The organism is Pseudomonas sp. zfem002 (assembly GCF_032621685.1).
In the GTDB taxonomy this organism is placed as follows: Bacteria; Pseudomonadota; Gammaproteobacteria; order Pseudomonadales; family Pseudomonadaceae; genus Aquipseudomonas; species Aquipseudomonas japonica.
On sequence record NZ_JAVYJH010000037.1, the window covers coordinates 33,151 to 46,839 of the forward strand.

Below are 13,689 nucleotides of genomic sequence, written 5' to 3' on the forward strand. Positions count from 1 at the left end.
CTTTGTTTTTTCGGCGATGTATCGCGGGGAGGCTGTCAGGTTCGACTCGATATCGAGTCGAACCCAAAAGGCGGTCAACTATGGCCTGTCAGGCATAGGTACGTTGCAACAAATGTGGGAGCGGATTCATCCGCGATGCGCCGCGCGGGCGGCGCTCGATCTGGAGGGCGCTGCAAGACTCAAGGCAGGCACCTGGCGGCCTTGACGCGGCTCCCCGGCAAACCTTCAAAAATGTGTTGATACCCACGCAGCGATGGGGCCCGAAAGGCCCCAGCAAATATCGAACTCAGGCCACCTCAGCCGCCTTCACACTATGCCGATTCACCGGCACCTCCAGCCCCAGGTGATCGCGCAAGGTCGCCCCAGCATACTCCCCACGGAACAACCCCCGCTCGCGCAGGATCGGCAACACCTCATCGGTGAACCGGGCAAACGCCGCCGGCGCGCCGACGTGCACGTTGAAGCCATCCACCGCGCCGTCGCGGAACCAGCGCTCGATCTCGTTGGCCACGCTCAGCGCCGAACCGGCGAAGCCGGTGAACGGCCGGGCGAAGCGCAGTGCGGTCTCGCGCAGGGTCAGGCCCTGTTCCCTGGCCACCCGCTTGATCTTCTCGGCATGCCCGCGGTAGCCGTTGCTGCCCAGGTCGCCCAGCTCAGGGAAGGGCGCATCCAGGTCGTACTGGCTGAAATCGTGGTAGTTGAACGGCCGCCCCAGTTGCACCAGGGCCTTGTGCAGATCCAGCTCGCCGCTGCGCCGGGCGAGGATCGCCTGCGCTTCTTCGTCGGTGTCGGCAATGATCGGCGAGATCCCCGGAAACACCAGGACCCGCTCCGGATCACGCCCGGCCTCGGCGGCGCGGCGCTTGATATCGGCGTAGTACTCGCGGGCGTCCTCGAAATTGTCGACGCCGGCGAAGATACCCTCGGCGATCTGCGCCGCCAGCCCGCGCCCCGACTCCGACACGCCAGCCTGGAAGAGCACCGGCTGACCCTGCGCCGAACGGGAAATGTTCAGCGGTCCGGTCACCGAGAAGAATTCGCCGCGATGGTCCAGGCGATGCTGCTTGGCCGGGTCGAGGAAGCGCCGGTTGGCGCGGTCCCGCGGGAAGGCATCGTCCTCGTAGGAATCCCACAGCCCCTGGACCACTGCCACATGCTCGTGGGCGCGGCGGTAGCGTTCGCCGTGGTCGATGTGCTGCTCGCGCCCGAAGTTGCCGGCGGCGCCTTCCAGTCCGGTGGTGACCACGTTCCAGCCGGCGCGGCCATGGCTGATCTGGTCCAGCGAGGCGAACTGGCGGGCGACGTTGAAGGGTTCGGTGTAGGAGGTGGTCAGGGTCGCCACCAGGCCGATCTTCTCCGTGGCCCCGGCCAGTGCCGAGAGCAGGGTCAGCGGCTCCAGGCGATTGAGGAAGTGCGGCGCCGAATCGGGGGTGATGTAGGGGCTGTCGACGATGAAGACGAAGTCGAACTTCGCCGCTTCCGCCGCGCGGGCCTGTTGCCTGTACCAGTCGATATCGATGCTGGCATTGCCGGGAATCTGCGGGTCCAGCCATTCCTGCTGATCGGTGCCGACGCCGGTGAGGATGGCGCCGAGGTGCAGTTGTCGTGTGCTCATGGTTCGCGTCCTGTCGAGAGAAGAAGAAGGGGAAATCAGGCCCAGGCGTGACGCACCAGCAGGCTGTCGGCATCCAGCGCGGCGTCCACCGCGTCGATGATCGGCTGCGCCTCGCTGCGCACCAGCCAGTCCGGGCTGACCTCGGCGAACTGCACGCGGCGGTCGCGGCCGATCACCACCACCGTGGGCTGCGGCAGCTCCCAGGTGCCGGTGCCGGTGATCTCGCCGATGCTGCTGCCTTTGGCCTGCGCGGCCTGGCGCGAGGCTTCGTCGAAGCTGTAGAGCACGCCGAAGCGCTGGCCGAGGGCGTTGTCCTTGTCGCTGGCGACCTGCAGGGTCAGTTGGTGCTTGTCCTTGATTTCCACCAGGCGCTCCGGCACCTGCGGACTGATCGCCACCAGCGGCACGCCACGCCGGCGCAGGGCCGGTTGCAGATTGCGCTCGTAATAAGGGATGGCGATGTTGCAGGCGGGGCAGCCGGCGAAGCGGAAGAACACCAGCACCGCCGGGCCCTTGCTCAGCAACTGATCGAGATCGAGGCTGCCGCCTTCGACCTTGAGCAGCTCGAACGGCTCGACGATATCGCCGGCCTTGATGAAACGCTGCGGATCGGCTTCGGCCACCAGGCGCTGGCGCTGCTCGATGTTCACTTGCAGGGCCTGCGGGGCCCAGGTGCGCTGGCGTTCGGCGTGCAGTTCGGCCAGCAGGTGGTTGAGGGATTCACTCATGGCGAGCTCCTGTGTCGGTGGGAGGGGAAGGGGGCGCGAGTTCCCGGGCGAGGGCGAAGATGCTCTCCATGCGCCAGTGCTGGTTGCTGTAGCGCGGCTCGGCGGCCCATTCGTCCCAGCCGGAGTCGCGGCGGTACTGGCCGGGCAGGCCGCTGGCGAGAATCTGTGCCGGGTCGAGGCTGACCGCCTGCTCGCAGTCCGGGTGTACGTAGAGCGCGTCGCTGTGGCAGTACAGCTCGCACATGAAGCAGGTCTGGCAGGCGGCCTGGTCGGCGATGCGCGGCTTGCCGTCGTCGCCAAGGGCGAGGACGTTGCTCGGGCATACCGCGACGCAGCGCGTGCAGCCGGTGCAGCGCTCGCTGAAGATCAGTTCGATCATGCCGGCACCTCCGCGCGCACCGGGTCGTGGCGCACCCAGGGACTGTCGAAGCCGCCGCTGCGCAGGTGGGCGTCGAAGCGGCTGGACTGCACCGGCGCGTCCTCGCGCTGGTGGATGCCGCGGCTCTCCTTGCGCGCCAAGGCGCTGGCATAGCACCAGCGGGCACTGGCCAGCAGCGCCGCGGTCTCGCGCCAGCGCAGCAGCGCGGTGGGATCGGCGACGCTGCGTTGAGCGCGCAGACGGTCCCAGTGGTCATCCAGGACCGCCAGCGAACGCTGTAGCTGGGTGCCGTTGCGGAACAGGTTCTTGTCGTAGGGGTGCAGCTCGTCCTGCACGGCGCGGATCGTCTCGCGGTAATCGTGGCCGGCACGGCCAACCGGCAGAACGCCGTACCGTGCTACGGTACGTATCACGGTACGGTTGCGCCGTTTCGCCAGGGCGTGCCGCGCAGCCCCGGCGCCGGCCCACTGCCCACTGGACAGGGCCCAGGAGGAATTCACCGCGCCACCGCCGGAGATCGCCCCGGTCACGGCTTCGCGACTGGCCGCGTCGCCGGCGCTGAACAGCCCGGGCACGCTGGTCTGGCAGTCGTCGTCGAGTACCCGCAGGCCGCCGATGCCGCGGATGGTGCCTTCGCCATGCAGAGTGACCTGGAACTTGTCGCGATAGGGATCGATGCCCTGGCGGTCGAACGGCAGCATCAGGTTCGGCTGGACATAGGGCAGGCGCTCGCGGATGTGCTGCGGGATCCGGTCGAGGCGGCAGAACACCGGGCCTTGCAGCAGGGCCCGGGCCAGTTCGTCATTGAAGGTCGGACCCTGGGCGATATCCAGCTCGCGGCCGGCGGCATCGAAATAGCGGCCGAAGGTGTAGACCATCGAGCGGGTCATGGTGCTGCCGGCCGGGGCGATGCAGTAGTAGCTGGAGAACTCCATGCCCGACAGTTCGGCGCCGAGCTCCGCGCCCATCAGGTAACCGTCGCCGGTGTTGGTCTGGCTGCCCAGCAGGCGCGAGAGAAAACCGCAGCCGCCGGTGGCGAGTACCACCGCCGCGGCGTCGACCCGCCACTCCCGTTTGGCCTGGCGTTGCCAGCCACGGGCGCCGGCGAGGTCACCGGCTTCGCTCTGCAGCAGTTCCAAGGCCGGGCTCTGGTCCAGCAGGGTGACCTGGTGTTCCAGCGCCAGTTGGCGCATGGCGCGCATGTATTCCGGGCCGCGCAGGGCGCGATACTGCTTGCTGCCCTGGTCGTCGAGAGGGAAGTGATAGAGGCGGTCGAGTTGCGGCAGCGATTGCCAGGTGGTGTCGAGGATTCGTGCCATCCAGCGTTCATCGCCCAGGCCGGCGGCGCTGGCCACGCGCTTGTCGATGGCGGCGGCGCGTTGCTGCGGTGGTACCCACCAGTGGCCGGGGCCGGCAGTGGCGGTCACGCCGCTGGTGCCGCAGAAGCCTTTTTCCGCCAGCACCACCTTCGCGCCCTTGCGCGCCGCGGCCACCGCCGCCCAGGTGCCGGCCAGGCCGCCGCCGATCACCAGTACGTCGGCCTGCAGCCGCAGCGGGGCGGGGGCATTGTGAAACAGAGGAATCATGGATGCGCACTCTCCTTGGAGACAGTCGTGGGGGACAGCCTCCGCCGGGAGTGGGGTCGGGTCTGAAGCAGACGATATGCCGGGGTAACGGGGCGAGGGAAAGGCTTTTTGGTTCTAAGCTAATTATGTGATTTGTGTATTTTTATGTTCTGTAAAATTACTTTCGTTCATTTTCTGATGCCTTGCGCTTGCCCTGTGGGAATGCCTTGCCAGCGATGAGCCCGCTGCCGGCAAGCCAGTCCCCGCAAGGATTTGTGCCCAGCACAAATGCCCCGCAGCGTTGCTATCTGCCTGCAGTCTTTTTGATATCATCCGCCCACAACGAGAACCCGCACCCCCACAGGCGGCTGATACAGGGATAAAAGGTTAATGGCGTTATTCGTACAAAAACCGGTTTTCTGGAACACCAAGCACTACACCGCGCCCTCCGGCGGCTTCGCCACCAGCGGTTATCCCCGGGAAAACGGCTACGGTCACGAAGAATGGAACAACTCCCCGCGGCTCCTGCTGCGTCGCGGCAACCAGCGCTACCGGGTGTTCCATACCGAAGGGCTGGGCGCCGCGCCGCTGGTCGAGCATGCCGGGCAGACCTTCGTGTTCATGACCGCCGCGCACAATGGCATCGTCCAGCTGGTGGGTATCGCCGGCAATGCCGTGGGCCTGTTCGACGAACGCCTGCAAGCCCAGCGCCAGGAGATTGCCGACAAGCTGTCGCTCCAGGACCTGTGGGAAGAGGCCTGGGCGGTCACCAAGGTACGGCGCCTGCATGAGGACGATCGTCACTACTTCATGCGCAACTGGAAGCAGCAGTTGCACCGCATCCCCAGCTGGATCTGCCCCGAGGACTACTTCTGCTGGTTCGACGAGCCGGTGACCCTCGATCCACGCACCCTGGACGGCGCGCAGAAGCTGCTGAGCACCTCGGCCAGCCATACCGAACTCGACCTGGCCCTGGTCGGCCGGATCATGGACGCCGTTCCCGAAGCCCAGCGTGGCGAGAAGTGGACGCGGCTGATCGACGCCATCCACTGCGCGCCGACCGAGCCGCTGGCGGCCTCGGATCGCGATGCGTTGCTCGAAGGCGGCGAACCGGTCACCGACCTGCTGACCAACATCCAGGCACGCCGCGGTCGCGGCAAGTTCCGCGAGGACCTGCTGCAGGTCTGGGGCGGGGCCTGCGCGGTGACCGGGCTGGCCTGCACCGAGGTGCTGCGCGCCTCGCATATCAAGCCCTGGGCCGAGGCGACGGCGGCTGAGCGCCTGGACAGCAGCAATGGCCTGTTGCTGGCGGCGAATCTGGATGTGCTGTTCTACCGCGGCCTGATCAGTTTCGACGAGCGCGGTGGGATGCTCCTGTCACGCTGGCTCAGCCCGGCCCACCGCCAGGCGCTGGGGTTGCCGCAGCCCTTGCGGTTGGTGCCGGACGGTGTGGCGGAGCAGTTGAAGTATCACCGCGAGCAGGTGTTTCAGGGCTGACCGTTGAAGCGCTCGACGATGGTCAGGACGGAGTGATGGCATATTGCAATCCCCCGGCTATAGTGAACGCCCCATCGACGATTTCCCGGACTCAGGGAGAGAGCACATGAACGAGCGCGTTAGTGATGAACTGTTGAGCGGGCAGGCGGAGTTTTTCCCCGGCCCCACTGTGAAACTGACCGGCAAGGCACAGTCCGCCGGGTTCTTCGAACCGCAGGACGGCACCGTGGGTACGGCGATGCGCTTTGTCGGGCAACTGCCGGATCAGGCCAGCGACGCGCAGAAGCAGCTGATTCGCGAGCAGTACCAGCGTCAGCGCCCGTTCCTGGAAGGCGCGGTGGAAATGGCCTGCGCCTGGCTCGAACGCCGTTATTCCCGCGAGCCAAGGGAATGGACGAGGGCCGAGAACTGGTGGGAGCCGCTGCGATACCTGCCGGCGCCGTTCTACCAGCAGGCGATGTTCCAGACGTTCGGCTTCGAACAGACCCTGCATGGCTACGAGCTGAGCCGGGCGCTGCAGGAGATTCTCGTCGAGGGGGCCTCGCGCGGTCCGTCGGGCGCGGTCTTCGCCGACTTCAGCGCGGCGATCGGCGAGCAGATCCATCGCCAGGCCGACACAGACTGGGGCAGCGTCGAGACCTACCATGTTGCGCTCAGCTACCGCCCGGTACGTGACGCCGCCGGTGGCTGGCAACTGTCCAGCAGTGCCGATATCTACCTGCTCGGCTTCCCGACTCACGACAGGATGCTGTACCGCAACTGCCGGTCGGCGGAGATCTTCCCGTTCGCCTTCACTTACCGCAAGGCCACCTTGCGCGTCGATGGCAGCACCCTGAACGATCCGCGCAATGCGCAGATGTGTCAGCGCTGGGAAGAGATGCTGGCAAGCCGTGCACGGGTCCCCCTGGAGCAGAGCCGGCAGTTCTTCGAGCAGACCTTCACCGTCTCGGCGTGAATCACCTGGCGTCCGCCACCCAGCGCCGATAACGACGCGCACGCCGTGCCGCGCACAGTTGCTGCAGCAGCAGCGCCCAGGCCGGCGAAACGTCCGCCTTGGCGCTGCGCCCGCGGCTCAGGCGGTGCAGCTGGAATTTCACCGCGGCCATATTGCCCATCGAGGCCAGGACCTTGTTCTTCCAGGTGATCGGGCGCAGCACCGGGGCGCTGTCGTGGCCTTCGCGCCAGTGCCTGGGCAACTCGGGCTCCAGGGCCAGGGCGGTGCCGATGCCGGCCATGGCCACGCCGGAGGCGATCACCTGTTCCGCGACCGGCTTGCGGCGGATGCCGCCGGTGACCATCAGCGGCATCGTCGCCACCTCCTTCAGGTCCCGGGCGAATTCGATGAAGTAGGCCTCGCGGGCCAGGGTCCGGCCGTCGCGGGCATCGCCCTGCATGGCGGGCGCTTCGTAGCTGCCGCCGGACAGCTCGACCAGGTCCACCGCCAGGCCATTGAGGCGCTGCAGCACGGCGCGGGCATCCTCGGCGCTGAAGCCGCCGCGCTGGAAGTCCGCGGAGTTGAGTTTTACCGCCACGGCGAAGCGCGGCGAGACCACGGCGCGCACCGCCTTGACCACCTCCAGCAGCAGGCGCGCGCGATTGTCCAGCGAGCCACCCCAGCGATCGCTGCGCTGGTTGCTCAGCGGCGAGAGGAACTGGCTGAGCAGGTAGCCATGGGCGGCGTGGATCTGCACACCGTCGAAACCGGCCTGTTCGGCCAGGCGGGCACTGTTGGCGAAGCGCTCGATCACCTCGGCGATCATGTCTTCGTCCATGGCCCGCGGCAGGGCGAAGTGCCTGGACAGGTTGCCCAGCGCCAACGGTACTGCCGACGGCGCCCAGGTTGGCTGGCCGAGATTGGCCGGCATCTGCCGCCCGGGATGATTGAGCTGCAGCCAGAACTGCGCGCCCCGGGCCTGTCCGGTTCGCGCCCAGTCGCGAAAGCGCTGCAGCTGCCGCGCATCCTCCAGCACCACGCCGCCGGGACCGGTCATGGCGCGGCCATCGATCATCACGTTGCCGCTGATCAGCAGGCCGGTGCCGCCTTCGGCCCAGGCCTGGTAGAGGCGGAGCAGCGCTGCGGAAGGCGCGTGTTCGGCGTCGGCCAGGTTTTCTTCCATGGCGGCCTTGGCCAGACGGTTGGGGATGATCGAGCCATTGGGCAGGGACAGGGGATCGAACAGGTTCATTGACGGTGCCTCGGTTGGTGATGGGCCAACCGTAGCCTTAAAGTGAACTTTAAGGTCAAGCACTTTGCTTTGCGTGGGGAGCGCGCAGCGGGTGCTCGACCGGCTGCGCGAACAGGAGGGGCTCAGAAGTCGTAGCGCGGGTTCGCCTCAACACGCGATGCACTCGAGGACGCTTCGATTTTCCGATTTTCAGCGAATCGTCAACTTGTACTGGCTGACCTCAAGCCGCGGGTTGATCACGGCGATACCTTGTTCGGTGAGGCGGGAGTCGAGGTTCAAGTAGACGACGAACAAGTCGTTGTTGGTCGTCCAGAACCGGCCTACCGAATGCGCGCCTTGCCAGAGGCCATCGTCTCCTTTGCGCAGCGGTAGACATTTTTCGGCGCCTGAACTCGATGCGAGTTGAGTACAGACATAGAGATTCGCAGCAGCATTTTCCGCGACAGCGTACTTCAAGCGCAGGGCAGGTTGATTTCCGCCATGCAGGTCTTTGATATCCGGGTAGGCACGGTTTGAGTAGGATCCATTGGACAGCGTGAAACTGGAGGCCTGATTCGGGCCAGGAATGTTTCGTACCTCGGGGCCGAACCAGCCGAACAGTCCGCGCTGTTCCTTGTATTCCGCGGACTTGTAACTCAGGCAAACGTTGGGACTGGCGACACTGACAGTGATCGAGTCGTGGTCGTCCGGCTTCGACGATAGATTGATATTGGCCGAGGCGATTCCCAACCCTTTTGCCCATTGGCTCTTCGCCGCATCGAGTGATGCGTTTGCGGTGTTGAGACTCTTGGCGACGAATTCATAACTCCCCGCCACCAGGCACTGGTAAACGAAGATTTTATTGACTTCCTCGACATCCTTTATGGTCTGGATGCTGGCGACTTTCAGTTCGCGAGAAAGTGAAGAGTTCGAGCCCTGATATTCATAACCGAGGTTTGCGGCTACTGCTTTGATTTGTAGTTCAGCGCTACTGCCGAGTTGCGAATAGTTTTTCGTTTCGTATTTTACCGCTGAGTCACTGATCAGGATCGAGTTCGATGTCAGAGAGACCACCTGTTCGCCGAGCACGCCGTTTCCATCCATGATGGCTCGCCCCAAGGCTCCGCTTTGAGGTGGGTTGAGGTCGTTCCAATCGAGTGCTTTACCGGGCCCTTGATAGGTTGAACATCCTGTCGCCGAGCCGAGAAAGATCAAGGTCAAGATTATTCTGTTCATCGAGCCTCCATAGGCTGAAAGTCCATTTTTCACCGGTACAGTGCTCGCCAGTGTTATGGCATGTCCTCCGACATCATGAATCTGCCAACCGCAACCACAGTACTAAATGGCTCATTGCCATCCTCGGCAAGATTCGATCTTTCTGTTGAAAAACGCAACCGCAAAAACAGCCGATCGGATTATCCAGGGCTCAGCAATTCTCGTTAACTCGACCTCACCCTCAACGCCTCCTTCAACCACGCCCCCGCCGGTCCCAGCGAGCGCTGCTTGGACCACACCAGGTCGAGCGGATAACGCCGCGGCCAGCCCGGCATGTCCAGCTCCACCAGCATCTGCGCGGCGTAGGTGCGCACCATCCAGCGCGGCAGGATCGCCCAGCCGAAGCCCTGGGTGGCCAGTTCCATGAGGATCAGGTAGCTCGGCGCCGACCAGCTGCGTTGCCGGGCGAGCTGGAACAGGCCGCGCTGCGGCGAGTCGTCGAGGGTGTTGAGGCGCAGGGCGCGGTAGCCGGCGAGCACTTCCCGGGTCAGCGCACCGGCCTTGGCCAGCGCGTGGTCGTGAGCCACGAAGAGGGCGAATTCGGCCTGCTCGCTCAAGGTCACATGGCCGATTTCCGGCGGGTAGTCGGGCTCCGAGGGGACGATGCCGAGGGCCGCGCGACCGGTGCGGACCAGGTTCAGGGCATCGCTGTACTCGGCGAACACGCATTCGAATTCAAGCTCTGGATAGCGCTCGCCGAGGCTGACCATGTGCGTCTGGAAATCCGGCGAGTCGTAGGCATCGGAGATGACCAGGGTCAGCCGCGATTCCACCCCGGCGGTGAGCAGGCCGGCGGCCTGGCGCAGGCGTTCGCTGGCCGACAGCACGTCATCGGCGCGCTGCAGCAAGGAGTGCCCGGCGTCGGTGAGCACCGGCAGCTTGGCGCTGCGGTCGAACAGCTCCACGCCCAGGTCGATCTCCAGCCGCGCGATGGCTTCGCTGATGGTCGACTGGCTTTTGCCCAGCCGCCGCGCGGCGGCGCTGAAGGTGCCGAGGCTGGCGGCCTGGACGAAGGCTTCGAGGGAATCGGGTGAAAAGCTCATATCGGGATCTCCGATGGTTCCTATCTTTATTCAACCTTATCACCGATGGAAAATGTGCCGATCTTTTTTCAGGCGGCAAAGGACAGGAAGCGATGAATCTCTCGACGGGAATGGCCGGCTATCGGCGCTGGCTGGTGCTGGCGGTGGTGTCCAGTGCGCTGCTGTTGATCGTGATCGACATGACCGTGCTGTACACGGCGTTGCCGCTGCTGACCGAAGCCCTGGCGGCGAGCGCCTCGGAAAAACTCTGGATCATCAATATCTACTCGCTGGTCTGCGCCGGCCTGCTGCTGGGCATGGGCACCCTGGGCGATCGCGTCGGGCATCGTCGCCTGTTCATCTGGGGCCTGCTGGTGTTCGGCCTGGCTTCGCTGGCGGCGGCCTGTTCCACCAGCTCGGCGATGCTGATCGCGGCCCGCGCGGTGCTGGCCATCGGCGCGGCGATGATGATGCCGGCGACCCTGTCGATCATTCGCCTGACCTTCGACGACGAGCGCGAGCAGGCCTTCGCCATCGGCGTCTGGGCGGCGGTGGCCTCCGGCGGCGCGGCGTTGGGCCCGGTGGTGGGCGGGGTGTTGCTGGAGCATTTCTGGTGGGGCTCGGTGTTCCTGATCAACGTGCCGGTAGTGCTGCTGGCGCTGCTCCTGACCCTGCGCTATGTGCCGGAATCGGTGGTGCGCTCCGCGCGGCAATGGGACTTGTTCGGCTCGCTGCAGGTGATGGTCTGCCTGATCGGCTTTGCCTATGCGATCAAGGAAGCGGGCAAGCGCGAGCCCTCGTTCGAGGCGGCGCTGGCCGCGCTGCTGATCGGCGGCGTGTTCGCCGTGCTGTTCGTGCGCCGCCAGCGCAAGCGCGCCGACCCGCTGATCGACTTCGCGATCTTCCGCAACCGCAGCTTCTCCTGCGCGGTCGCCGCGGCGGTGATCGCCGCCGCCACGCTGATCGGCATGGAGCTGGTGTTCACCCAGCGCCTGCAACTGGTGCTGGGCCTGTCGCCGCTCGAGGCCGCGCTGTTCATCCTGCCGTTGCCCCTGGCCGCCTTCGTCGCCGGGCCGCTGGCCGGTCATATGCTGCCGCGCCTGGGGGCGAAGACCGTGCTGTCGGTGGGGATGCTGCTGTCGGCGATCGGCATGGGGCTGTACCTGGTGGTCCACGATGCCGGCAACGTGCTGCAGATGGTGGTTCTTGCGCTGCTGGGCGTCGGCCTGGGTGCCACCTTTACCGCGGCGTCGAGCACCATCATGAGCAGCGTGCCGGCCGAGCAGGCGGGGATGGCGGCGTCCATCGAGGAGGTCTGCTACGAGTTCGGTGGCGCGGTGGGCGTGGCGCTGCTCGGCAGCGTGCTGTCGGTGGTGTACACGGCGGCCATGACGATGCAGCGCCTGGCCGTGGAGGCCACGGTGCTGGACAGCCTGGACGAAGCGCTGCTGGCGGCCCGGCACCTGCAACCCGAGCAGGCGCAAGCGCTGGTGCAGGCGGCCAAAGGCGCGTTCGACGGGGCTTTCCTGGTGGTGATGGCGGTGTGTGCCGGGCTGTTGTTGCTGGGGGCGCTGCTGGTGCGGCGCTTCGCGGTGGAGCGCAAGCGCCTTGCCGGTTAGGGCGTTGCGGATCAATCCTCGGTGCGGCTGCTGCCCGGCCGGTCACGCTCGAAGCGTTTCAGGCCGAAGTCCGGCAGCCAGCTTTCCCGGCGGATCGTCCAGAGTTCATAGGTGGGCTTGAAACGGTCAGGCTCGTCCAGGGCGCCGAGGTTGATCTCGATCTCGTCGCCGCTGCGCGACAGCACCGGCGAACCGCAGGTGGGGCAGAAGACCCGGCCCTTGTAGTCGGCGGTGCGGCCGCTGAGTTCCACCGCAGCCTGCGGGAAAATCGCCGAGCCGTTGAACACCGAGCCGACGTGCTTGCGGCAGTCCATGCAGTGGCAGAGACCGACCCGGTAGGGTTCGCCGTTGGCCTGGAAACGCACGTTGCCGCACAGGCAGCCGCCTTTGATCGGGGTCATGACCGGCACCTTTCTTCGGGGAGGGTGGTCTTGGGACTGCGTACGAGGCCAGGGGTTCTATCGGATCCCATGGTCTCATCGCGGGCAACGCGCGCTCCCACCGGTTCCTGCCTAATCCGCAAGCGCCGCCTCGATCCCGGCGATATCGATCTTGCCCATCTGCATCATTGCTTCGAAGGCACGCCTGGCCTTGGCCGGGTCGGGGTGGGTGATGGCCTCGGTGAGCAGGCGCGGGGTGATCTGCCAGGAAATGCCCCAGCGGTCCTTGCACCAGCCGCAGACATTGGCCTCGCCACCGTTGTCGATGATCGCGTTCCAGTAGCGGTCGGTCTCGGCCTGGTCGTCGGTGGCGACCTGGAAAGAGAAGGCTTCGTTGTGCTGGAACATCGGGCCGCCGTTGAGGCCCAGGCAGGGCAGGCCCATTACGTTGAACTCGACGGTGATGATGTCGCCCTGCTTGCCGGAGGGGTAATCGCCGGGGGCGGGGTGGGCGGCGATGACCCGGCTGTCGGGGAAGGTGGCGGCGTAGAAGGTGGCGGCATCGAGGGCGTCGCCGGCGAACCAGAGGCAGATGGTGTTCTTCGGGGTCATGATGGCGGGCTCCGGGGTGGGAAGGGTTGAGTCTAGACCCGGAATCATCCTGTGCCCCTTTCGGCCTCATCGCGGGCAACGCCCGCTCCCACGAAGCCCTGCAGTCGGGACATGTCCGGTTTCAATGCAATGCGGCGTTGTCGGGTTGTGCTTTCTACCTTGAGGGTTCATTCGCCAGGAGCATGACATGGACAGTCCCGCTTCCCACCGGCTGCGCCGGGGTCGGGTTTCGATACCGGGCCAGTTGTATCTGTTGACCACCACGGTGGCGGGGCGCGACCCGGTATTCGCGGATTTTGCCTTGGCCAGGTTGATGGTCGAGCAGTTGCGCTATGCCGAAGATTGCGAGCTGGTCAGGTCCTTGGCCTGGGTGGTGATGCCGGATCATGTGCACTGGTTGGTCGAGCTGAAAGCGGTTTCACTGGCGACCCTGATGCGGCGGGTGAAATGTCGGAGCACTTGTCTGATCAACAAGCGCCATGGCCGAAACGGACCTTTGTGGCAGGCAGGATTTCATGACCGGGCGTTGCGTCGGGATGAGGATGTGGTGGCCGTGGCTCGGTATATCGTTGCCAATCCCTTGAGGGCCGGACTGGTGTCGCGGGTTGGGGATTATCCGCACTGGGATGCGGTGTGGCTTTGAGCTGGGTGATCGTGGCGAGCCGGGATGCTGCGTCTGGCAGTGATCTTTGTGGGAGCAACTGTCTTCGAGGACTTTTTTAAAAACGATTCCTCCAGACATAGCTTCGCCAGCAACACAGCTCTCCGGTGTTGCTGGCGAAAACCCCGCTCAATATTTCAGTCCTGGTGCTTTTTCAGGCAGCGGGCGCCT

General features: G+C 65.4%; 13 protein-coding genes. 4 read left to right on the top strand and 9 right to left on the bottom strand.

Features of this window, described 5'->3' with window-relative positions:
• Positions 1-286 precede the first annotated feature (286 nt).
• From RTI28_RS28335 to RTI28_RS28350, 4 genes are read right to left on the bottom strand one after another with little or no spacing between them, the layout of a single operon-like run.
• Positions 287-1,615, bottom strand: coding sequence for an LLM class flavin-dependent oxidoreductase (locus tag RTI28_RS28335; protein WP_316923557.1), 1,329 nt, complete (start codon positions 1,613-1,615; stop codon positions 287-289).
• A gap of 35 nt (positions 1,616-1,650) precedes the next feature.
• The gene (locus RTI28_RS28340) at positions 1,651-2,343 is read right to left on the bottom strand and encodes a peroxiredoxin-like family protein (RefSeq protein WP_316923558.1); all 693 of its coding nucleotides are present in this window, start codon (positions 2,341-2,343) and stop codon (positions 1,651-1,653) included.
• Positions 2,336-2,722: a ferredoxin family protein gene (locus RTI28_RS28345; RefSeq protein ID WP_316923559.1), complete on the bottom strand. Its 387-nt coding sequence runs from the start codon at positions 2,720-2,722 to the stop codon at positions 2,336-2,338. The genes RTI28_RS28340 and RTI28_RS28345 overlap by 8 nt, the downstream gene beginning before the upstream one ends.
• Positions 2,719-4,308, bottom strand: a complete 1,590-nt coding sequence (locus tag RTI28_RS28350; protein ID WP_316923560.1) for an FAD-binding protein — start codon at positions 4,306-4,308, stop codon at positions 2,719-2,721. The genes RTI28_RS28345 and RTI28_RS28350 overlap by 4 nt, the downstream gene beginning before the upstream one ends.
• Positions 4,309-4,677: 369 nt before the next feature.
• Here RTI28_RS28350 and RTI28_RS28355 point away from each other — a divergent pair, with 369 nt between their 5' ends.
• Together RTI28_RS28355 and RTI28_RS28360 are read left to right on the top strand one after the other, a co-directional pair.
• Positions 4,678-5,784: an HNH endonuclease gene (locus RTI28_RS28355; protein ID WP_316923561.1), complete on the top strand. Its 1,107-nt coding sequence runs from the start codon at positions 4,678-4,680 to the stop codon at positions 5,782-5,784.
• A gap of 106 nt (positions 5,785-5,890) precedes the next feature.
• Positions 5,891-6,739 (top strand): hypothetical protein, encoded by an 849-nt coding sequence (locus tag RTI28_RS28360; protein WP_316923562.1) that lies wholly within the window; start codon positions 5,891-5,893, stop codon positions 6,737-6,739.
• A gap of 1 nt (position 6,740) precedes the next feature.
• Here the strand turns inward: RTI28_RS28360 and RTI28_RS28365 are convergent, their stop codons facing one another.
• The 3 genes from RTI28_RS28365 to RTI28_RS28375 all read right to left on the bottom strand — a co-directional run bounded on the left by RTI28_RS28365 (position 6,741) and on the right by RTI28_RS28375 (position 10,267).
• Positions 6,741-7,970 carry an NADH:flavin oxidoreductase/NADH oxidase family protein gene (locus tag RTI28_RS28365; protein ID WP_316923563.1) on the bottom strand — a complete coding sequence of 410 codons (1,230 nt, stop codon included), beginning with the start codon at positions 7,968-7,970 and terminating at the stop codon, positions 6,741-6,743.
• A 189-nt stretch (positions 7,971-8,159) separates the two neighbouring features.
• On the bottom strand, positions 8,160-9,185 hold the full coding sequence (locus tag RTI28_RS28370) for a hypothetical protein (protein ID WP_316923564.1): 1,026 nt from the start codon (positions 9,183-9,185) through the stop codon (positions 8,160-8,162).
• A 203-nt stretch (positions 9,186-9,388) separates the two neighbouring features.
• Positions 9,389-10,267, bottom strand: a complete 879-nt coding sequence (locus RTI28_RS28375; RefSeq protein WP_316923565.1) for a LysR family transcriptional regulator — start codon at positions 10,265-10,267, stop codon at positions 9,389-9,391.
• Between the two features lie 110 nt (positions 10,268-10,377).
• Between RTI28_RS28375 and RTI28_RS28380 the strand changes: the two genes are divergently transcribed.
• The gene (locus RTI28_RS28380; RefSeq protein WP_316923571.1) at positions 10,378-11,865 is read left to right on the top strand and encodes an MFS transporter; all 1,488 of its coding nucleotides are present in this window, start codon (positions 10,378-10,380) and stop codon (positions 11,863-11,865) included.
• Between the two features lie 11 nt (positions 11,866-11,876).
• Here RTI28_RS28380 and RTI28_RS28385 read toward each other — a convergent pair whose 3' ends face one another.
• Entirely contained in the window at positions 11,877-12,266 is a 390-nt protein-coding gene (locus RTI28_RS28385) for a GFA family protein (protein WP_316923566.1), read from the bottom strand.
• Positions 12,267-12,377: 111 nt separating this feature from the next.
• Positions 12,378-12,857 carry a VOC family protein gene (locus tag RTI28_RS28390; RefSeq protein ID WP_316923567.1) on the bottom strand — a complete coding sequence of 160 codons (480 nt, stop codon included), beginning with the start codon at positions 12,855-12,857 and terminating at the stop codon, positions 12,378-12,380.
• A 187-nt stretch (positions 12,858-13,044) separates the two neighbouring features.
• Between RTI28_RS28390 and RTI28_RS28395 the strand changes: the two genes are divergently transcribed.
• Positions 13,045-13,500: an REP-associated tyrosine transposase gene (locus RTI28_RS28395; protein WP_316923568.1), complete on the top strand. Its 456-nt coding sequence runs from the start codon at positions 13,045-13,047 to the stop codon at positions 13,498-13,500.
• The last annotated feature ends 189 nt before the right edge of the window (positions 13,501-13,689 follow it).

Coding starts and splice junctions, on each gene's coding strand:
- RTI28_RS28355 (WP_316923561.1), top strand. CDS start 4,678: ATGGCGTTATTCGTACAAAAACCGGTTTTCTGGAACACCAAGCACTAC.
- RTI28_RS28375 (WP_316923565.1), bottom strand. CDS start 10,267: ATGAGCTTTTCACCCGATTCCCTCGAAGCCTTCGTCCAGGCCGCCAGC.
- RTI28_RS28385 (WP_316923566.1), bottom strand. CDS start 12,266: ATGACCCCGATCAAAGGCGGCTGCCTGTGCGGCAACGTGCGTTTCCAG.
- RTI28_RS28380 (WP_316923571.1), top strand. CDS start 10,378: ATGGCCGGCTATCGGCGCTGGCTGGTGCTGGCGGTGGTGTCCAGTGCG.
- RTI28_RS28345 (WP_316923559.1), bottom strand. CDS start 2,722: ATGATCGAACTGATCTTCAGCGAGCGCTGCACCGGCTGCACGCGCTGC.
- RTI28_RS28395 (WP_316923568.1), top strand. CDS start 13,045: ATGGACAGTCCCGCTTCCCACCGGCTGCGCCGGGGTCGGGTTTCGATA.
- RTI28_RS28365 (WP_316923563.1), bottom strand. CDS start 7,970: ATGAACCTGTTCGATCCCCTGTCCCTGCCCAATGGCTCGATCATCCCC.
- RTI28_RS28390 (WP_316923567.1), bottom strand. CDS start 12,857: ATGACCCCGAAGAACACCATCTGCCTCTGGTTCGCCGGCGACGCCCTC.
- RTI28_RS28360 (WP_316923562.1), top strand. CDS start 5,891: ATGAACGAGCGCGTTAGTGATGAACTGTTGAGCGGGCAGGCGGAGTTT.
- RTI28_RS28350 (WP_316923560.1), bottom strand. CDS start 4,308: ATGATTCCTCTGTTTCACAATGCCCCCGCCCCGCTGCGGCTGCAGGCC.
- RTI28_RS28370 (WP_316923564.1), bottom strand. CDS start 9,185: ATGAACAGAATAATCTTGACCTTGATCTTTCTCGGCTCGGCGACAGGA.
- RTI28_RS28335 (WP_316923557.1), bottom strand. CDS start 1,615: ATGAGCACACGACAACTGCACCTCGGCGCCATCCTCACCGGCGTCGGC.
- RTI28_RS28340 (WP_316923558.1), bottom strand. CDS start 2,343: ATGAGTGAATCCCTCAACCACCTGCTGGCCGAACTGCACGCCGAACGC.